A 19,404-nucleotide genomic window follows, 5' to 3' on the forward strand; every position below is an offset into this window, starting at 1 on the left:
TTAGCCAAAAGATGCCGGCAGGTCACGAAGCTGTCAAGACCCGGTTGCGGCCTCCCCCGGATGCGTGGGGCGGCCTCGGCTCCCTCGCCCTCGTGGACCCGACTGTGTGCCCGACTGGTTGTGCTCCGCGTCGACTCAGCGCCTGGGGTCGCTACGGGGATCGATCGCGAGGTCGGAGAGGAGTTCCTCGAGCATCAGCTCTTCCTCCACCGCGATCCCCCGCGCGTGCATCGCGGTCGGGAGGGCGGGATCCCAGGGGGCCTCGGCGGCGGGGCCGGTGAGGCGCTTGCTCGAGCGCTCGGCGGCAGCCTCGTAGTCCGCGACGCACAGGCGCCACGGCGATGCCCCTGTGCGTCGCATGACCGCGCTGGCGATCCGCATCCCGGCCCAGTCGAGGTCGGCCTGCACATGCAGGCGGGCGCCGGCCGCAGCGAGGCGGTCGAGCAGCAGCCACGCGGCCACGGTCGGCTGCCCGTGGGTGCAGACCAGCGGGGCGCTCGACGCGCCGAGTCGGTCGGCCGCCGCGGCGACGATGCTCGGGTTCTCGCAGACGAACACCGGCTGGACCGCGCTCGCGGCGAGGTCGGGAGGTGCGCGTACGAGCTCGCGCAGGGTGAGAGTGGCGGGCTCGCCGGCATCGGCGTGCAGCGACAACGTCCGGCCGCTCACCGACGCTTCGTCTCCGGGCAGGCCGAGCACGACGACCCGCGAGGTCAGCGGATCGACCGTCACGCCGGCCGCTGCCCAGCGCTCCCGGCGGTCGCCCGCGGGCTGCCCGGGGGCGAGCTCGTCGATCGCCCGGAGCACGAGCGTGGTGACCGGCCGGTCGTCGTCGAGCGCATGCCCATCGCCGATGACCCGTGCCGCCAGCACGCTGCGGCTCTCGCCGGCGGCAGGTAGTTCGTCGATTACCGCCGCCGCGGCCTCGAGCAGATGCCAGGCCCGGTCCGGGTCGCTGGCCGACAGGCGCCGCAGCAGCCCGTCGGCCCGCAGCTGCGCGACCCAGCGGGCTCGGGGCCCGTGGTCCTCGGGCACGTCGTCGTCCGCCAACACCCTCGCGCGGGCCCACTGCCACAGCTGCTGCCAGCGCGCCTCGTGCGCGAGGGCCGCCGCGTGCTCGTCGTCGACGGGGCCGGCCAGTGCTTGCACAGCCGTCGCGAGGTCCCCGGCGATCCCGGCCTCGGCCAGGACCTCCGCAACCCGGGCGAGCGGCACCGACAGCGACGAGCCGCGGCCCGGGTGGCGGCCGAGCAGTCGGGCGGCGGCCTCCCGCTGCGCCCGGGAGGCCTCGGCGAGAGTCATCGTGCCGGTGAGCGTCTGCCCGCGAGCGAGCCGGCGGGCGCACCGCTCGACGAGCCACGACAGCGCCGGGTCGCCAAGCAGCGCTTCGAGGCGCGCCTGGTCGACCTCGGCCCCGCCGCCCATGCGCGGCTACGCCTCCGGCTCGGCGGGCTCGGCGGGCTCGGCGAGCGGCGGGGTCGGGCGCTCGGCGGCAGCGAGCGCGGCCCCGTCCCACTCCCAGTGCGAGACGTGCACCGCGTCGATGCCGTCGACGCGCGCGAGCTGGGCGATCGCGAGGCCCGGCACGGTCGGGTAGCACCCCCACTCGCGCTCGCTCGTAGCGACGACGTCGAGGTCGAACTCGGCCAGCAGCCCCAGGCACTTCGCCCGGGCGTCGTCGTCGATGCCCGCGAAGACCTCGTCGAGCATGATCGGCCGCGGCGCGTCGTCGCGGCCCGCGGTGCCGTAGAAGCTCGCGGCAGCGGCGAGCATCGGCACGGTGGCCGCGAGTGCCCGCTCGCCTCCGGAGGCCGGGCCGGTCGCGCGCCGCCACCCGGTGGGGGTCTTGCGCTGGATCGCGAACGCGTGCCAGCGGCGGTAGTCGAGCGCCTCGGCGAGATGCTCCTCCCAGCGCCCGCCCTCGCGGGCGGCCCGTACCGCGGCGATCTGGTCCTGCAGGAACCCCCCCACCGCGGCGCGGCCCTCGTCCGACCACGCCTCGACCCGCTGGCGCAGCAGTCGCTGGCGCGCCTCCTTCAGGCCGGCGGGCGCATCGGCACGGGGTGCCCACTCGAGCCGCAGCGTCATGCCGGTCGAGGTCGGCCGCTGGGCGAGCTGCTCGTTGATCGCGGCGACCTGCTGATCGGCCGCGTGCACGCGCGCGGCGAGGTGCTCTCCGGCCTGGTCGATGAGGTGGGTCTCGAGCAGCTCCCGCTCGCGGCTGGTGAGCAGCTGCTCGCGCTCGGCGATCTGCGCGCGGAGTCGCTCGGCGAGGGTGGCTGGGCTGAGCCGCTCGCTGCGGGCGGCGATGTCGATCACCGGTGCGCCGGCTTCGCGGCGCAGCTCGGGGCGGTAGTCGTGCGCGCCGAGCGCCTCCTGCAGTTGCCCGAACCGCTCGAGGAGCCGCGTGTCGGCGCGCTGCCACGCCTCGTCGCCGGCGTCGACCTCCTCGAGCGCGGCGTTGACCCGCCGCGCGAGGCGCACCGCCGGGTCGGCGGCCCACGCCTCGGCGTTCGGGTCGGGCGCGTCGAGGTCGGGGGTCGCGGCCGTGAGCAGGCCGGTCGCGGCGAACTGCTGGAACGCGTCGACCGCGCCGCGTCGGTCCTCCTCGGCGGCCTCGACCTGATCGCCGAGGCCGCGCACCCGCTCGGCGAGGCGCGTGGTCTCGTCGTGGTGGGCACTGCGCTGCGCGTCGGCCTGCTGTCGCTGGGCCTCGAGTTCCTCGATGCGTCGGGCGACCTCGTCGAGTCGCTCCGTGAGTTCGGTGACCGCCGCGCCGACCTGCGCGCGGAGCGTGTCGGCGCGGCGGCGGGCGGCGTCGGCTTCCCGTCGGGCGGCCGCGGCCTCGTCGAACCGCGTCGTGGCGGTCGCGGCGAGGCGCTCGTGGCGCGCGAACTCCCGCTCGCGAGTGGCGGCCGCCCCGCGGTGCGCGGCGCGCGCCGGCCACAGCGAGCGGGCCGCGAGCGCGTAGGCATCGACGTGCTGCCGCGCGGCGTCGAGCTCGCCGGGCTCGCCCGGGAGGCTGAGGTCGGCGGCTGCCTCGTCGCGGTCGGCCCGCGCCTGCCGCGCGCGCTCGTCGGCGTCGGCGACCGCGCGGTCGAGCTCGTCCACGCGACGGTCGAGCCGGGCGCGGGCGGCCGTGCGCTCGGCGAGCTGGGTGTGCGCGTCGAAGACCGGCCGGGGCGAGGGCGCCGCGCTCGCCTCCGCGTCGAGCTGCTCGCGGCGGATCGCCAGGTGCTCGCGCTGTCCGCCGAGCTCGTCCCGCTCGGCGTCGAGCGTCGCCAGGCCATCGTCGAGCTCGACGAGACGGGCTCGGCGGGAGGCCTCGCGCGCGGCGTGGCCGACGTAGGCCGCGGAGGGCTTGGCCCAGCGCCCCTCGAGCGGACCGACGCGGTAGCGACCGTCGGTGGCGACCCACGTCGGCGCGGTCGCGGGGCCGAGCCCGATCGCCGACAGCGCGCGGTGGACGGTGGCTGCGGGCACGGCCGGCTCGCTGCCGTCGGGCGAGGTCGCGGCGGGAACGAGGGCGCGGTTGGCGTCGGCGTCCGAGGGCGGGTCCGTCGCCTCGCTGGGGGCGAGAACGACGTCAAGCAGGTCGGGATCGAGCAGCGCGCCGTCGGGGGTGAGCCACGCGTCGAGCAGCCCGCCGGCCTCGAGCGCGGCCTCGAGGCCGGCGCGCTCGTCGTCGGCCATCCCATCGGCGAAGTCGACGAGCTGCCACAGCGGTGCGCCCGGCCGGTGCTCGCGGGCGGCCTCGTCGCGGGTGTGCGGCACCGGCGGGGTGGGGGCGGCGCCCACGACGAGCCCTTCGCGCTCAGAGGCGAGCTCGTCGCGTCGCGCGCCGAGCTCGGCGTCGCGGGCGGCGAGGTGCGCGTCCTCCTCGGCGAGCCGCGTGTCGGCGGTCCGGTGCGCGGCCGCGATCGTGGGGCCGAGGGGGTCGTCGCCGGTCCCGCTCTCGGCCCAGGCGGCCACGTCGGCCTCGAGCGCCTCCCCGTCGGCGACGAGTTCGGCGAGCCCGGCGCTCCAGGCGCGCACCGCGGCAGCAAGTTCCCCACCGACGCGGGCGAGGGCGTCGGTGGCCTCCTGCTCGTCCTCGGCGGCGCGGTCGCGGTCGCGGGCCCCCTCGTCGCGTCGGCGGCGGGCCTCGGCGGCGTCGCGGTCGCGGGCGACCGCCGTGTCGGCGAGGCCGCGGACGTGCGCGACCTGCTCGCGCCGGCGCGCGGCGAGCGCGTCGGCGGCTTGTCGTGCCGCGCCGTCGTCGTCCGGGTGCTCGGCCAGCAGCGAGCGGTGCGCCGCGTCGACCCCGGCGACGTCCGCGGCCTCGTCGGCTTCGGCGAGTGCTGCGTCGAGCTCGGCGCGCGCCTGCTCACGGGTCGTCTCGGCGCTCGCGAGCGCCTCGGCAGCCTCGTCGCGATCGCTGGCGGTCTGCGCCGCGCGGTCGGCGGCCTCGTCGGCGCGGCGCTGGGCCTGGTCGGCGAGCTCGTCCTCGCGCTCGAGCGCGCGGGCATCGTCCATCGTCCGCGAGTCGCGCAGCGCCTGTTGCTCGGCTCGGGTCTCGGCGAGGGCGGTGTCGGCCTGCGCGACCTCGGCCGCGGCGGCCTGCTCGGCCCGCTCGGCCTCCGCCCGCTCGCGCTCTGCGGTCGAGCGCTCGCCGCTGAGCCGCTCGTACGTGGCGTTCGTGCTCGTCACCGCGCCAGCGGCCCGGCGAGCGGCGATGCCGGCGGTCGCGGAGTAGACCTGCGCGAACTCGGCGACCTCGTCACGGGCTTCGGCGAGCGCCGCGAGGTCGGCGCGATCGGTCTCGAGGCTGCGGAACGCCTCGGCGACGTCGTGGACGAGGTCCTGGTCGGGCGGGGCGAGCGCCTCGGTGAGCGCGGCCGACAGGGCTTCCTCGTCGGGCCGGCGCGACAGCTGAGGCTGGCGCAGCTGGATGAGCAAGCGTAACAGCGCCTCGTAGCGCTCCGGACCGAGGCCGAAGAGCGTCTCGTCGACCAGCCGCCGCCACGCGCCGGGCTGTTCGAGTAGCCGGCCGGTTCCGTCCAGCGACTCGGCGAGGCGCTCCTTGGTCTTCGCCGTCCGTGCGCTCGAGACGAGCCAGAGGTCGCGTCCGACGCGCTGGCGAGTGGCGAAGAACCAGCGGGCCGGCGCGCCCTTCCCGTGGGTGGCCTTCAGCCCGCAGCCGAGCGTGAGCGTCTCGGGCTCGCCGCCCGGCTCGTCGGGAATGCGGCCGAACTCGAGCCAGACGTAGCCGGTGCGCTCGGCGTACGCGCCGTCGAGCAGCAGGTTCCACTCCATGCGCTTGCCCGGGTCGCCGTCCGGCTCGACGCGGTGCGGGGCGACTTCCCCGTCGAGTAGGAACGGCAGCGTGAGCGCGAGCACCTTCGACTTGCCGGTGCCGTTGTTGCCGCGGAGCAGCAGCCGCCCGTCGCGGAACCAGAGCTCCTGGTGGTCGTAGTGGAAGACGTCGACGAGGCCGAGTCGCAGCGGCTGCCAGCGCGTCCGGGTGGGTGCGGGCAGCTCGGCCGGCGGCTCGGGTGTGTGCGCGACGAGTTGCCCGTCGCCGGCCGCGTGCCTCGGGTCGTGACTCATGCGGGTTTAGTCCCCTGAGTGGCGAGGTCGAGGGCAAGCGGCACTACGCTTGCCATCCGCGCGAAGTCGGTGTCGTGGGCGAGGACCGGGGCTCCGTGCCGGAGGGCCACGGCCGCGATGAGACAGTCGTGGAGGCTGCGGAAGGTGGTGCCTCGTTGTCGGCATGCTCGGTAGATGCGCACCGCGCCGTCGAAGTCGGTAGGCGTCTCGAACGGCAGCAGGGCGCACCGATCGAGGAGTCGTGGCAGCTGCCGCTCGCGAGCGTCGGTACGTGCACCAGCGAGGACCTCTGCGGTGACGGGCTCGGTCACCGCGATCGAGGGATCATCGCGGGCGAGGAGGTCCTGCATGCGGAGGTCGCACGGGCTTCCCGTGGCCCGGTCGTGCTCGATCCAGGCCGAGGTGTCGACCAGGATCACTCCGGCTCGACGCGCTCGCCCTCGATGGGCGGATCGAGGAGGTCGAGGTCGTCCTCGGGGATGGGATCGATGGCGTGTGCGCCTCGCATCCCGAGCGCCTCGTCGCGCGTCATGGGCTGCCCGGCGAGGTGGCGCAGCGCCAGGGCGACGGCCTCGGTCTTGGTGCGCAGCCGGTAGCGCTCCATGACGCGCGCCACGTCGTCGTCCTCGAGCTCGATGTTCGTTCGCGTCCTCACCATACACCAATCCTACACCTCGTCGTGGCTCTCCAACAGGCCCTGCTGGCGGGGCTGGGTCACCGTCGGCTCGTCGGCGGCGTAGCGGCACAGGGCCGGCAGCGCGCGGACCGCGTCCCCGTTGCGCTCGGCGAGGCGCAGTCCGGCGAGCCGGTCGAGCGCCCCGCGACAGAGGTCGCGCGCGCCCTCGGGGGTCTGCGCGGCCTTGCGCCAGTGCGTGGCGTGCTCCGCGGCGAGCGCGGCGGTGTGGGCCTCGAGCTCGTCGACCCCGTGCCAGCGGTCGGGCTCGGCGGCGAGGCGCTCGGCGAGCAGCAGCGTCGCGTGCCCGTCGGTGCCCTCCTCGGGCAGGCCGGCGTCGGTCGCCTCGCCCGTGGGGTCGAGCAGCGCCGTGCCCTCGGCGCGTAGCTCGGGCACGAGGCCGCACGGCTCGGCGAGGCGGCGGGCGAGCTGGGGCCGCTGGGTCGTGAGGTAGGCCTGCTCGTCGGGCTCGAGGTCCGCGGTGTAGACGACGGGGTCGTCGAGCAGGCGTCGGGCGAGGCGGCGGCGGATCGTGGCCGGCCCAGCCGGCTCCGTGTCGCCTTCCCCCTGGCCGGTGACCGCGGCCAGCCGCGCCTCGTGGTCGGTCGCCGCGATCGTGGACGGGCCGCGTGGGGAGGCGAGGACCGTGGCCAGCACCCGCCGGTCGACATCGTAGAGGGCGTCGCCGCGCTCGTCGAGGTAGGCCTGCTCGTCGCCGGCGACCTTCGCGAGCACCCCGTGCGCGAGGAGCAGCCGCACGACCGCCACGAGGTCGCTGCGCTCGTCGCGGCGCTCCATGGTGAAGCTGATCCCGGCCTCGGCGAGGGCCGGGTCGCTCGCTGCGCCGAGCACCTGATCGGCGAGCAGGCCGAGGGTGGTCTGCTGCTCGAGCCGCTCGAGGGCGGTGAGCGCGAGGCACAACAGCACGTAGCGTCGGCGGCTGAACGCCGGGTGCCCGCGGCCGGAACGCGCCGGTCGGCTCGCGTCGGCGAGATCGGCGGGAGTCTTGCGTAGGCGCGCGGACTCCGGGCCCACGAGGAGCTGCCACCCGGTCTCCTCGGCGAACCAGGCGCGGAGCTCGCTCGCATGGCGTCGGACGAGCGTGAGCGCGGCCGGATCGGGCCCCGCTTCGGTGAGCAACGGGTGACGCAGCAGCGCGCGACGTGCCCGGGCGAGCTCCGCGGCGCGGGCCTGGCTGCGCGCGTCATCGAGCGCGCCGGCGGAGGATCGCGGCCCCGCGGTCGGGGCCGTCGTGTCCTCGAGCCCCCCGCTCATCGGGTCGAAGCTCACTCCGCGACCTCCCGTGGGGCGTGGGCCGACGGCGACGCGGTCGGTGGGGAGGAGGCCCCGGAGGCCACCGCCCGGGAGGCGCTCTCGGTCGCGACGGCATTGGCGCCGTCCAGCCCGGTCGTCGATAGGCGCCCGGGCGCGACGCGTTGGATCGCCACATGGCAGTCGGGCCCGCGCAGCTCGCCGTCCTCGGTCGGGATCGCGGCGACGCGCCCGTCGTCGGCGGGTGTGAGGCGGATCGCGAGCAGACCGTCTGCGGTGGAGGCCTCGTTCGGGTGTCCGGGAACCAACGGCCGCGTCAGGGCCTCGCCCAGCAGATCAAGCAGCAGTCCGAATGCCGCGCGGTCGAGGTGGCCGAGCTCGGAGAGCCGCACGGTGCCCTCGGTGGCCAACCGCGCCCGCGCGGCCTCGGCCTGGGCCGACTGCTCGGCGAGCCGCTCGGCCAGGGCCCGGCGCTCGGCGCTGCGGTCGGCGACCCGCTCGGGCTTGCCGCGCCGCTCGTAGCGCCCGGTCGTGCGTAGCCGGGGGCTCACCCGCACCGGCGGCGCGTCCGCCCAGGGGGTCGCGTTGCCGACCGGCGCCTCGTCCCGTTCGGCGAGCGTGTCGGCATCGACGGTGAGGTGGCGCGCGGGGGCGAGCCCGAACGCGGTGCGCCACAGCCGGTGGCAATCGGCCTCGGTCGGGGCCTGCGCGAACCAGCGCGCGAGCTCGCGGAAGTCCGCCGCCCGGTCGCTGCGGCCGCTCGAGCGTTCGGCGAGTTCGGTCACCACGCCAAGCAGTGCGGTGATCGCCTGCCGCGCGCGGCGCCGGAGCAGTTGCGACTGCGCCGGCGCGGCATCGGTGCCGACGAACCACTGGCGCAGCCCCTGCCAGCGGTCGCGCCACGCGGCGAGCCGCGCGCCCACGGGGTCGGCCTCGTCGGGGCTCGCGTCCGCGGCTTCCGCCTCCGCGGCGACGACCAGCAGCCGGTCGACCCCCGCCGCGTCGAGCTCGTCGAGCGTGGTCGCGATCGCCGCCGACGCGGTCACGAGCTCGCCGACGAACCGCTCGACGTAGGCGACGAGCTGCTCCTTGTAGGCGAGGAACGCCTCCACCTCCGCCTCGTGCAGGTCGATCGTGCGCTGCAGGCTCGCCATGAACGCCTGCGCGTTGTCGGCGAGCCCGTCGAACACCGCGGCGAGGTCCCGCAGCGCCTGCCGCGTCAGGCCGGCATCGGGCTGGTGCGCGCGGCTCTGGCGTGCGAGCTCCTCCAGTCGCTCGCGGATGTCGGCGAGCGCGACTGCCTGCAGCGCCCCACGGCGCCCGAGCGCCGCGTCGTAGGCGGCGAGCGCCTCCTCGGCGGCCTCCCCGGCGTGGGTGAGCTGGTAGAGGTAGCGGGCCCGGTTGAAGTCCTCGACGCTCGTGACCCGCGCGGTGTCGGGGTCGGCGCGTAGGTTGCCCCACTCGCGCAGCTGCTCGAGGGCCGCGCCGACGTCCTCGATGCTAGGGGCCCCGCCGTCGGCCTCCGCGAGCGCGGCTTGCACGTCCTCGGGGCGCAGGTGCACGACGAAACGCTGCTTCGCGGCCGCGAAGCACCCCATCATCGCGCGGTAGCGGTCGACGTGCTCGGTGGTGACGTGCTTGAACACCTCACGGTGGGCCGGCGCGGTGCGGTTGCTCATCCAGGACAGTGTGCCGCAGGGGTGCGACAAGACCGCGGACGCCGCGCGGCGTCCGTCGGCCTCGTGCGCGCGGGCCCGCGGGCCCTCGCGGGCCGCCCACGCGGGCAGCGCTGGCGTCGGCCTCGTGCGCGCGGGCCCGCGGGCCCGCGGGCCTCCCGTCGACCGCGCCGCGGGGCTCGCAAGAGGCATCGGGGGACCTGAGGTTGTCGCCTACCCGGCGAGGGCGCGGTACAGCGCGGCGGTCTCGGCGGCGGTTCGCCGCGGGTCGTGGCGGGAGGCGGCGCGGCCGCGGCCGGCGCGGGCCAGGCGGCCGCGCAGCGCGGGGTCGTCGAGCACGGCGGCGACGGCCTCGTGGAACGCGGTGGGCTCGCTGGCGAGCAGGCCGGTCTCACCGTCGAGGACGAGGTCGGGCACGCCCCCGACGGGGGTCGCGATGACGACGCGCTCACAGAGCTGCGCCTCCACCAGGCTGAGCGGCGCCCCTTCGTTGTCGCTGGTGAGCACGACGGCGTCGGCGGCGCCGAGCACGGTGGGGACGTCGTCGCGCCAGCCCAACGGACGCAGGGTCCCGCTCGGCAGCCGGCGGGCGGCGGCCTCGACCTCGTCCAGACGGTCCCCGCCGCCGGCGACGAGCAGGGTGGCGTCGGGGTGGGAGCGGCCGAGCCGTTCGGCGAGCGCGATCAGCCGGTCGGGGCGCTTGATGCCGGTCAACCGTCCGACGTAGGCCACGACCGGTTGGTCGGGGTCGAGGCCGAGCTCCCGGCGAGCCTGCTCCTGCGGCGGTGCGGCGGGTGGCTCGACACCCGGCGGGATCACGCGGTACTGGTCGGGTTCGCCGATCCGCGCGTCGAGCAAGTCGTCGCGGACGTGCTCGCTGACCGCGACCAGCGCATGACTGCGGCGGGCGAGGCGGCGCTCGGCGGCGCGGATGGCGCGCACGGCGCGGTCGGAGAAGTAGCCGTGCAGCACGTGGCCGTGGAAGGTGTGCACCCGGGCGGTGCCGCGCGGCAGCAGGCCGGGGGTGCGGGCGAGCAGTCCCGCTTTGGCCGTGTGGCTGTGGACCACGTCGGGGCGGTCGGCACGGCTGCGGCGGGCCAGCCAGAAGGCCGCGCGGGCGTCCTGGTCGGGACGCAGCGCGGGGGAGAGGCCGGGCACGTCGCGCACCACCCCGGCCAGGGGGCCGTGCAGGTCGCGGTGATCGGCCTCGCCGCGGCCGGGTCGGCCGGTCCAGATCTCGAGGTCCAGCCGTTCGTGGTCGGCCGAGCGCGCGAGCATGTCGACGACCGCGGCGGGGCCGCCGACGTTCAGCCGGGCGATCAGCTGCACGACACGCACGAGCGTCCAGTCTCGCACCGGGTCTGCCCGGCGATGGGGGTCCGACGGCTGTGTTGACTGCGCGACTCCACATGACGGCTGGTCAACGCAGACCCGTGTGGGCGACGGGGGTCCGACGGCTGCGTTGACTGGGCGACCCTACACGACGGCCGGTCAACGCAGGTCCGTGAGCGCGGCGATGGGGGCCGACGGGTGCGTTGACTGGGCGACCGCATGCGACGGCGGGTCAACACAGGTCCCCGCACGCGGAGCCACGCCTTGCGCGCAGGTGCTGGCGGGCTTCGACCGACTACCCCCAGCGATCGGCCATTGACGCGCTGCAACTCGCCCTTCTAGGCTCCCCCGCGCCGTAGTGGTCTAGACCTAAACCAGTAGGTCCGCGGCAGTCTCTCCCCACGCATGGAGGTGCGTCATGGCAGGTCTATACCCTCGTCCCGTCCGTCGCGTGTCCCTCGCGCTACTCGCCCTCGTCGCTGCCCTGGCCCTCGCGGTCGCGGCCTCCCCCGTGGCGGCCGAGCCCCCCGGTCACGACCGAGCGCCCGGCCTGGAGGTCGATCTGCGGGTCGCGAGTTTCAACATGGCCGCCGGCATGGGCGACCTGTCGGCGACCGCGGACGCCATCGAGGACCTCGATGCCGACATCGTCGGCCTGCAAGAGGTCGACGTGCACTGGGGCGCGCGTAGCGACTTCGAGGACCAGGCCGCGCGGCTGGCCGAGATGCTCGACATGGAGGTCTTCTTCGCGCCGATCTACACGTTCGAGCCGTTCGAGGAGGGCGACCCCGACCGCGAGTACGGCCTGGCCTTCCTGAGCGACTATCCGTTGCACGAGACCATCAACCACGACCTCACGCGCCTGTCGACCCAGGGCGAGGATCCCGAGCCCGAGCCCATGCCCGGCTTCCCCCAGGTGACCGCGAACGTGAAGGGCGTGACCGTCGACCTCTACAACACCCACCTGGACTACCGCGGCGACCCCACCGTTCGCGAACTGCAGGTGGATGACACCCTCGAGATCCTCGGCGACGAGCCGGCCCCGGCCGTGCTGCTGGGCGACCTCAACGCTCCGCCGGAGGCCCCCGAGCTCGCCCCGCTGTTCGAGGTGATGGACGACGCCTGGGCGGTGGCCGGCGAGGGTGACGGGTTCACGTTCCCGGCCGAGGACCCGGACGCGCGGATCGACTACGTCCTGGCCACGCCCGACATCGAGGTGCGCGACGCCCAGGTCGTCGATACGCAGGCCTCGGACCATCTGCCCGTGGTCGCCGACCTCACCGTCGAGCGTGACGTCCCCGGGCACTGACCGGCGGCCGTTCGTGACCCGCGAGGAGTCTTCCATGCACACGATCACGGGTGATCGCGACCCACGCACGAATCCCGCCGGGCTCGGCGCCCGCGTGGTCGTGCTGTTCGCGGCCGGGGCGCTGCTCGTCGGCCTGGCCGCGCCAGCGGTGACCGCGCAGGGCGCCGAGCCGTCCGGCACATCTGACCCGTCCGGCACATCTGACCCGTCCGGCACCTCTGACCCGTCCGAGTCGTTGGACGCCACCTCGGCGTTCGCGCACGGATCCGCGCTGGAGGGGCAGGCCGTCCTTCGCCTCGAGGCCCAGCCGGGCCGGCACGACGAGGCGGGCGCGAGCTTCGAGGCGCCGAACGGGGCCGCCACCTTGCGGCTCGACGCGAACGCCGACGCGCGCGGGCAGATCCGCGTGAACGGACGGACCGTCGGTGCCGCCACCGCCGCGCTCGCCCGCGGCGAGGGGGAGGTCGACCTCTCGGACGCGGTGGAGGCCGGCACGAACGAGCTGGAGGTCCGCCTCGTCCGCGGCCGCGCCGACGTCTCGGTCGATCACCCCGTGCTAGTCGACGCCGAGCCGGCCGAGGCCGGCGTCGATCCGGACGCGCTCGCCGCGATCGACGACACGCTGGCCGAATACGCCGGCAGGGAGGAGGACTCGTTGTTCGCGGGCGCGGTCGCCCTCGTCGCCCACGAGGGACAGGTCGTGCACGAGAGCGCCGTGGGCGACGCCGAGGCGTTCGCTCGCGGAGAGGACGTGGTCGAGCCGATCGACGAGTCTCGCGCGATGACCACCGACACGGTGTTCGACCAGGCCTCGATCACGAAGGTCGCAGCCACCACCGCGGCAGTGATGCAGCTGGTGGAGGAGGGCGTGCTCGACCTCGACGACCCGCTCTCCGCGCACCTCGACCGCTTCGACGGCGCCAAGGGCGACATCACGTTGCGCCAGATGCTCACGCATCGCTCGGGGCTGCGGCCGTGGCAGCCCACGTGGATGCACGGCACGGGGGCCGACGAGGTGCTCGACTACCTCGCCGACCTCGACCCCCAGGCCGCCCCGGGCGAGAGCTACGCCTACTCCGACCTCGGGTTCATGCTGCTCGCGGCGGTGGTCGAGTCGGCGACCGACATCCCGTTCGACGAGCACGTGCGCGAGCGGGTCCACGAACCGCTCGGCATGGCCGACACCCGGTACCTGCCGGCCGAGGACGGGGGCCCGTTCGCGGCCACCAGCCACGGCAACCCGTACGAGCACGGCATGGTGGAACACGAATGGCCGTACGCGATCATCGGCGACGTCGACCCCGGTGATTTCGACGGGTGGCGCGAGTACACGCTGGCCGGGGAGGTCAACGACGGCAACGCCTGGTACGGCTGGGAAGGCGTCGCGGGGCACGCCGGTCTGTTCGCCACCGCCCGCGACCTCGCCCGGTTCGGCCAGACGATGCTGAACGAGGGCGGCTACGGCGATGCGACCCTCGCGGGGCCGGACACCGTCGAGGCGTTCCTCGACACCCCGTTCGATGCGGGGCAGGCGCACGGGTTCCAGACCGGCGAGCTGTCGGGCGGCGGTTACGGCCACGGCGGCTTCACCGGCACGGAGTTCGCGTTCGATCCCGAGCACGACCTCGTCGTCGTGCTGCTGACCAACCGCCAGCACCGGGGCACCGAGCGCCCCTGGGACCTGCACCCGATCGACATCTACCCGGCGATCACCCCCGCTTGGAACGACGTGCAGGGGCATGCGCTCGAGGCCGTTGGCGCGGAGGGCTGACACCGCGGGTGGGCTGAGACCGCGGGGGGCTGAGACCGCGGGTGGGCTGAGACCGCGGAGGAGTGACCCCGCAGCGGCCGGGCGCGCCCAACACGCTCGCTAAGCCCTGCCCGCGCCCGGCCGACAGGTCCTGTAATGACGTTTCGAGTGCTCGCCCACGCCGTCCTGATCGCGCTCGTCGCGGCGTACGCCGTGGTGCCCGGCTGGCCGTGGCTCGGCGGGGGGACGATCCTGAACCCGTACTACCTCACCGTCGCGGTGAGCATGTTCGTCCTCGTCGTCGCGGTGGCGCGGCAGCGCCCCGAGCCGCGGTGGCCGTGGGGCCTGCTGGTCGCCGTGACCGCGGCCTGGGCGCTCGGGGACATCCGCTACGACACGCTGACCACCGAGCCCGCCCTGTCGTTGGCGGACGCGCTGTACGTGCCCGGTTACTTGGCGATCGTCGGTCTAGTCGTCTACTTCCTGCGCGCGGGCGCGCGTCGCAAGGGCGCCGACAGCCTCATCGAGGCGGCCCTGGTGGGGGTCGCGGCGCTGCTCTCGGTGTGGGTGCTCGTCATCGAGCCGGCGCTCGGCGAACCCGGCGCCTCCACCCTCGAGCGGTTCACCGTGGCCCTGTACCCCGTGCTCGGGGCCGTGCTGCTGGTGCTCGTCGCCCAGCTCCTGCTCGAGCCGACGACGCGGGGTCCTGCCGCCGCCCTGCTGGGCGTGGGCATGGCCATGACGTTCGTCGCCGACATCGTCTACGCCGTGCTGCAACAGACCGCGGCGTTCGCGACAGACGCGGTGCCGGTGGTCGAGGCGGCGTGGCTGGCGCAGTACGCGCTGTTCGCGCTCGCGGCACTGCATCCGAGCATGCGCGAGCTCGGCCGCCCGTCGCAGCCGTCGGGCGCGGCGTTCGGCGCCGGCCGCCTGGTCGTGGCCGGCGCGGCACTGGTCGCGGTGCCCGGCGTCTACGCGTTCGCACACGAGCTCGGGCACGAACCGAACGCCTGGAGCATCGCCCTGGCGACCGCGATGGTCGTCCCGCTGGTGCTCTGGCGCTTCGCGCGTTTGCGGCGCGACCTCCAGGAGGCGCACGACGAGGTCGCGGCCCGCGAGGCCTACTACCGCTCCGTCGCGACCCACGCGAGCGACGTGTTCCTGGTCGTCGCCGCCGACGGGACGGTCCGTGACGCCTCACGTGCGCTCGAGGGTCTGGCGGGAACCGCCCCGTCAACGCTCGTCGGCGCTCCGCTGCGGTCGCTGGTCCATGAGGAGGACCACGAGCTCGCCGACATGCTGCTGGCGAGGGCTGCCCGCGCGCCCGGCGACACCGCGTGCGGCGAGCTGCGCCTGGCCTCGGGGGACGGCCCCGTGGTGTGGACCGCGGTGCGGTGCACGAACCTGCTCAGCGAGCCGGCCGTGTGCGGAATCGTCGTCAACATCCACGACGCGACGGCGCGCAAGCAGGTGGAGCAGGAACTCGCCCATCAGGCATTGCACGACCCCCTGACCGGGCTGGCGAACCGAGTGCTGCTCGAGGACCGGATCGGCCAGGCCCTCACTCGGCGCGCGCGGAACGGCCAGGGGGTCGCGGTCCTGTTCTGCGACCTCGACGGCTTCAAGGTCATCAACGACTCCCTCGGCCACGCGGCCGGCGACGAGCTTCTGGACGCGATGGCCCGCCGGCTGGATGGTGTCGTCCGCGAGTCCGACACGGTCGCTCGTATGGGCGGCGACGAGTTCGCCGTGCTGCTGGAGGGCGAGAGTGACCTGGAGGAGGCCGTCGCCGCCGGTCAGCGTGTCCGCGCCGTCGCCGCGGACCCGTTCCTCGTCGCCGGCCGGGAGGTCATCGTCACCGCCAGCGTCGGGGTCGTGGCGGTGGGCCCCGACGAGCAGGCCACTGCCGACGGACTGCTGCGCGACGCGGACATCGCCATGTACCGGGCGAAGGAGGCGGGTCGCGACGCCGTAATGTGCTACGAGGAGGGCATGCGCGAGACCGCGCAGCGACGCCTCGCCCTCGAGGCCGACCTCCGCTCGGTGATCGAGCGCGACGAGCTCGTAGTGCACTACCAGCCGATCGTGCAGCTCGATGGGCATCGCGTGGTGGGTTACGAAGCGCTGGTCCGCTGGCAGCATCCCACCCGCGGGCTGCTCTACCCGAACGAGTTCATTCCCGTCGCCGAGCAGACGGGCGCGATCGTGGCGCTCGGCGCCTGGGTGCTGCGGGAGGCCTGCCGTGACGCCGCCTCGTGGGAGGCGCCCGAGGACGGCGCTCCGCTCACGCTGAGCGTGAACCTCTCCGGACGCCAGCTCAGCGACCCCGGGCTGTCCGGGCACGTCGTCGATGCGCTGGCCGCGAGCGGGCTACCACCCGAGCGCCTGACCCTGGAGCTCACCGAGTCGGTGCTCGTCGGTGAGCCAGCGCGGACCGCCGAACGCCTCCACGAGCTCAAGGCTCTGGGCGTCCAGCTGGCCATCGACGACTTCGGCGTCGGGTACTCGTCCCTCAGCTACCTGCGGCAGTTCCCCGCCGACATCCTGAAGATCGACCGTTCCTTCATCGACACGATCAACGACCCAGCGAAGCTACCGGCGATGATCCGCGGTCTGCTCGAGCTCGGCGACACGCTCCACCTGCAGACCGTGGCCGAGGGCATCGAGACGCCGGAGCAACTCGCCGCGCTGTCCGGGTCTGGTTGCACGATGGGGCAGGGCTTCTTCTTCGCGAAGCCGGCGCCAGGTCCGCTGCATCCCGGCGCGTTGACAGCCGAGGGGACCGGAGCCCTCAGCGACGTGCTGCCGAGCTGAGCGCCGCTGCGTGGCACTGCCGCGCTGACCGCAGTCCCCAGGGCCCCGCGCTTGATCGCCCTCTCGCCCGTGGGCGCTGACCGGGGAATCCTCGATCGGGCCGATCGCTACCCTGAGGACGCCCCGGCCAGCCTGCCCTCGGAGCCCTCGCGCGTGACCGTCCTGGCGGACCGCTACGAACTCGCCGAGCTGCTGGGCTCGGGTGGGATGGCGCGCGTGCACGCCGCCTACGACCGCCGTCTCGATCGCCGTGTCGCGGTCAAGCTCGTGCACGACGAGTTGCTCGACGCGGATCCGAACAGCCGGCAGCGCCTGTTGCGCGAGGCCCGGTCGGCGGCGCGACTCGACCATCCCAACACCGTCGCGGTGCACGACGTGGGCGAGGACGACGGGCGTCCCTTCGTCGTCATGGAGCTGGTCGAGGGCGCCACCCTCGCGGACCGGCTCCGGGCGCGTGGCCGGATCCCCGCCGACGAGGCGGTCGCGATCGGGCGGGCGGTTCTCGACGCGCTGGAGGCCGCGCACGCCCGCGGGTTGGTGCACCGCGACGTGAAGCCCTCCAACGTGCTGCTGCCCACGCGGGGCGGCGTGAAGTTGGCCGACTTCGGCATCGCGAAGGCCCTCGACACCGCCACCGGCGGGGTGACCGGCACTGGCCAGGTGGTCGGCAGCCCTCGCTACCTCGCGCCCGAGCAGGCCGCGGGGCGCGAGCCATCGGCGGCCAGCGACCTCTACTCGCTGGGGGTGGTGCTCTACGAGTGCCTGGCCGGCCACCCGCCCTTCGAGCGGTCGAACCCGGTGGCGGTGGCGCTCGCCCACCAGCAGGACCCGCTGCCACCACTGCGTGACCATGCACCGCACGTCGCCCCGGCGCTCGTGACGACGGTGGAGCGCGCGCTGGCCAAGGACCCGGCCGACCGCTTCGTGGATGCCGCCGAGATGCGCGCCCACCTTCGAGCCGACGGCGAGACCGTCGCGGCCAGCGAGCCCACGCCGACGCCGGGGGAAACCGCGGCGCTGCGACCCGAGGATGCGCCTCCGTCCGGTCCTGCGGGATCGCGTCGCTGGCAGCTGGCCGCGTTGCTCACCGGGGGTGTGCTGGCCGTCATCGCGCTCGCGAGCCTGCTGCTGGGCGAGGATGCGCCCGACGACCCCCTCGGACCCACGGACGAGGCGGCACCCGGCGCCGAGCCCGAGGGGCCGGAGGTCGACCCCGGCACCTCCGAGCCTGACCAGGGTGCTGACGCCGAAGAGGCCGATGAGGGAGAGGCGGACGCCCGGGACCTCGATGAGCTGATCGGCGACCTCGCGCGCGATCCGGGGGCGGCGGGCGAGCGCGGTGAGGACCTCCTCCAAGAACTGATGAACGTCCGCGAGGAGGACGAGGGGGCCGAACGCGCCGAGGAGGCCCGCGACGCCATCGAGGAGGTCGCGGACTGGATCGCCGACGACGAGCTCGAGGCGGAGGTCGGTCGCGAGGCCGTCGAGGCGCTCGAGCCGGTCGGCCGTCCCGATGCCCCGGAGCTCGCTGAGGTCAGCGCGCTCTTCGCCGAGGTCGCGATCGATCGACGCGCCTGGGGCGAGAAGGGCGAGGACTTGTTGAGCGATCTCGAGGACCTGCTCGAGGCGGAGGAGGCCGAGGACCGCGCCGATGACGCCGGGGAGCTGATCAACGACCTCGAGGAGTGGATCGCCGACGCCGAGATCGACGACGAGCGCGGGCGCCGAGCCCAGCAGGTCCTCGAGCCGGTGGCCGATGCAGCGACCTGACCTCGGCTCGCCGTGGGCACCGTGCACGTGACGGTGGCGGTGGGCGTAGTCGCGGTTGCCACTGGGGTGACGACAGGTACCTAGGTTCGCAGGGCGGGATCGCCCCTCGTGGCCTTCTCGGCTCCACCCTTCATGATGGTGATGGAGTTGGTGGGGAGTCGGACCCGAACGGGATCATCCGGCTCGGCGATGGGCTCCAGGTCCGGGTCGTACTCGTCGATGACTACTTCCGTTCCGGCCACCTTGACCCAATGGCGCCGGAGAGGCCCGAGGAACTGGCTCCCGATGAGCGATCCCTGGATCTCGGCTCCCGCAGTCGCGGAGCCGTCGACATCGACGGAGAGCGCCTCCGGTCGGATCACGAGGGCGGTTTCCTCCCCTTCGCTCACGTCGCCGCCCGAGATGCGCGCGCCGTCGAACTCGAGTCGCTGATGGTCCGCTAGCTCGACGACGATCTGTCCCTCGGCGAACTTGCGCATCTCGCAAGGGATGAAATTGTTCATCCCGATGAAGTCCGCAACGAAAGGGGTCTCGGGCTCGTAGTAGAGCTCGTGGGGCGTGCCGGACTGCTCGATTCGTCCGTCGAACATCACCGCGACGGCGTCACCCATTGCCAAGGCCTCTTCTTGGTCGTGAGTGACATAGAGCGTGGTGATGCCGAGCCGCTGCTGCAACGCGCGGAGATCGGTCCGCAGCCGCGCTCTGAGCTTCGCGTCGAGGTTGGAGAGGGGCTCGTCCATGAGCAACACCTCGGGCTCGGTCACGACCGATCGTGCGAGGGCCGTGCGCTGCTGCTGTCCCCCGGACAGCTGCCGCGGATAGCGCTTGGCCAGGCCCTCCAGCCCCATGAGCTCCAGGGTCTCCCGGGTGCGCCGCTCGACCGTCTCCTTGTCGATCTTCGCGGTACGCAGGCCGTACGCCACGTTGTCCTCGACGGTCATGTGCGGGAAGAGGGCATAGTCCTGGAACACGATGGACGTTGGCCGCCGGTGCGCCGATCGTCCGATCTGTGAGACCCCGCCGATGAGGACGTCCCCGTCGTCGGGATCGACGAATCCGGCGATCATCCGCAGGGTCGTGGTCTTCCCGCACCCACTCGGGCCGAGTAGGCACGTGAAACTGCCACGCTCGATCGCCATGTCGACGTGGTCGACGGCCACATCCTCCCCGAACGTCTTCCGGAGGTTCACCAGCTGCAAGTGTGCGTCGGCCATGGGCG

The 19,404-nt window shown here is 74.3% G+C and carries 12 protein-coding genes; 4 read left to right on the forward strand and 8 right to left on the reverse strand.

Features of this window, described 5'->3' with window-relative positions:
- Positions 1–135 precede the first annotated feature (135 nt).
- The 7 genes from ER308_RS15675 to ER308_RS15705 all read right to left on the reverse strand — a co-directional run bounded on the left by ER308_RS15675 (position 136) and on the right by ER308_RS15705 (position 10,548).
- Positions 136–1,425, reverse strand: a complete 1,290-nt coding sequence (locus ER308_RS15675; RefSeq protein ID WP_131155862.1) for a TIGR02679 family protein — start codon at positions 1,423–1,425, stop codon at positions 136–138.
- 6 nt (positions 1,426–1,431) lie between these two features.
- The gene (locus tag ER308_RS15680; protein ID WP_131155863.1) at positions 1,432–5,589 is read right to left on the reverse strand and encodes a TIGR02680 family protein; all 4,158 of its coding nucleotides are present in this window, start codon (positions 5,587–5,589) and stop codon (positions 1,432–1,434) included.
- Positions 5,586–6,008, reverse strand: a complete 423-nt coding sequence (vapC, locus tag ER308_RS15685; RefSeq protein ID WP_131155864.1) for a type II toxin-antitoxin system VapC family toxin — start codon at positions 6,006–6,008, stop codon at positions 5,586–5,588. Before vapC ends, ER308_RS15680 begins: the two co-directional genes overlap by 4 nt.
- Positions 6,005–6,247 (reverse strand): type II toxin-antitoxin system VapB family antitoxin, encoded by a 243-nt coding sequence (locus ER308_RS15690; RefSeq protein WP_131155865.1) that lies wholly within the window; start codon positions 6,245–6,247, stop codon positions 6,005–6,007. The genes vapC and ER308_RS15690 overlap by 4 nt, the downstream gene beginning before the upstream one ends.
- A 9-nt stretch (positions 6,248–6,256) precedes the next feature.
- The gene (locus ER308_RS15695; RefSeq protein ID WP_205745657.1) at positions 6,257–7,552 is read right to left on the reverse strand and encodes a TIGR02678 family protein; all 1,296 of its coding nucleotides are present in this window, start codon (positions 7,550–7,552) and stop codon (positions 6,257–6,259) included.
- Positions 7,549–9,213 carry a TIGR02677 family protein gene (locus ER308_RS15700; RefSeq protein ID WP_205745658.1) on the reverse strand — a complete coding sequence of 555 codons (1,665 nt, stop codon included), beginning with the start codon at positions 9,211–9,213 and terminating at the stop codon, positions 7,549–7,551. The genes ER308_RS15695 and ER308_RS15700 overlap by 4 nt, the downstream gene beginning before the upstream one ends.
- A gap of 210 nt (positions 9,214–9,423) precedes the next feature.
- Positions 9,424–10,548 (reverse strand): glycosyltransferase, encoded by a 1,125-nt coding sequence (locus ER308_RS15705; RefSeq protein WP_131155866.1) that lies wholly within the window; start codon positions 10,546–10,548, stop codon positions 9,424–9,426.
- 445 nt (positions 10,549–10,993) lie between these two features.
- Here ER308_RS15705 and ER308_RS15710 point away from each other — a divergent pair, with 445 nt between their 5' ends.
- The 4 genes from ER308_RS15710 (at position 10,994) to ER308_RS15725 (ending at position 18,185) form a co-directional block, all read left to right on the forward strand.
- Entirely contained in the window at positions 10,994–11,851 is an 858-nt protein-coding gene (locus tag ER308_RS15710) for an endonuclease/exonuclease/phosphatase family protein (RefSeq protein WP_205745659.1), read from the forward strand.
- 34 nt (positions 11,852–11,885) lie between these two features.
- Positions 11,886–13,622: a serine hydrolase domain-containing protein gene (locus tag ER308_RS15715; protein WP_131155868.1), complete on the forward strand. Its 1,737-nt coding sequence runs from the start codon at positions 11,886–11,888 to the stop codon at positions 13,620–13,622.
- 135 nt (positions 13,623–13,757) lie between these two features.
- The gene (locus ER308_RS15720; RefSeq protein WP_131155869.1) at positions 13,758–16,415 is read left to right on the forward strand and encodes a putative bifunctional diguanylate cyclase/phosphodiesterase; all 2,658 of its coding nucleotides are present in this window, start codon (positions 13,758–13,760) and stop codon (positions 16,413–16,415) included.
- 69 nt (positions 16,416–16,484) lie between these two features.
- Positions 16,485–18,185 carry a serine/threonine-protein kinase gene (locus tag ER308_RS15725; protein ID WP_131155870.1) on the forward strand — a complete coding sequence of 567 codons (1,701 nt, stop codon included), beginning with the start codon at positions 16,485–16,487 and terminating at the stop codon, positions 18,183–18,185.
- A gap of 80 nt (positions 18,186–18,265) precedes the next feature.
- Here the strand turns inward: ER308_RS15725 and ER308_RS15730 are convergent, their stop codons facing one another.
- Positions 18,266–19,399 (reverse strand): ABC transporter ATP-binding protein, encoded by a 1,134-nt coding sequence (locus tag ER308_RS15730; RefSeq protein ID WP_131155871.1) that lies wholly within the window; start codon positions 19,397–19,399, stop codon positions 18,266–18,268.
- Positions 19,400–19,404 lie beyond the last annotated feature (5 nt).

Origin of the sequence: Egibacter rhizosphaerae, assembly GCF_004322855.1 — a bacterium.
GTDB lineage: Bacteria > Actinomycetota > Nitriliruptoria > Euzebyales > Egibacteraceae > Egibacter > Egibacter rhizosphaerae.

Excerpts from the sequence above, each read along its gene's own strand:
- ER308_RS15675 (WP_131155862.1), bottom strand. The coding sequence starts at position 1,425 with ATGGGCGGCGGGGCCGAGGTCGACCAGGCGCGCCTCGAAGCGCTGCTT.
- ER308_RS15730 (WP_131155871.1), bottom strand. The coding sequence starts at position 19,399 with ATGGCCGACGCACACTTGCAGCTGGTGAACCTCCGGAAGACGTTCGGG.
- ER308_RS15715 (WP_131155868.1), top strand. The coding sequence starts at position 11,886 with ATGCACACGATCACGGGTGATCGCGACCCACGCACGAATCCCGCCGGG.
- ER308_RS15700 (WP_205745658.1), bottom strand. The coding sequence starts at position 9,213 with ATGAGCAACCGCACCGCGCCGGCCCACCGTGAGGTGTTCAAGCACGTC.
- ER308_RS15680 (WP_131155863.1), bottom strand. The coding sequence starts at position 5,589 with ATGAGTCACGACCCGAGGCACGCGGCCGGCGACGGGCAACTCGTCGCG.
- ER308_RS15720 (WP_131155869.1), top strand. The coding sequence starts at position 13,758 with ATGACGTTTCGAGTGCTCGCCCACGCCGTCCTGATCGCGCTCGTCGCG.
- ER308_RS15690 (WP_131155865.1), bottom strand. The coding sequence starts at position 6,247 with ATGGTGAGGACGCGAACGAACATCGAGCTCGAGGACGACGACGTGGCG.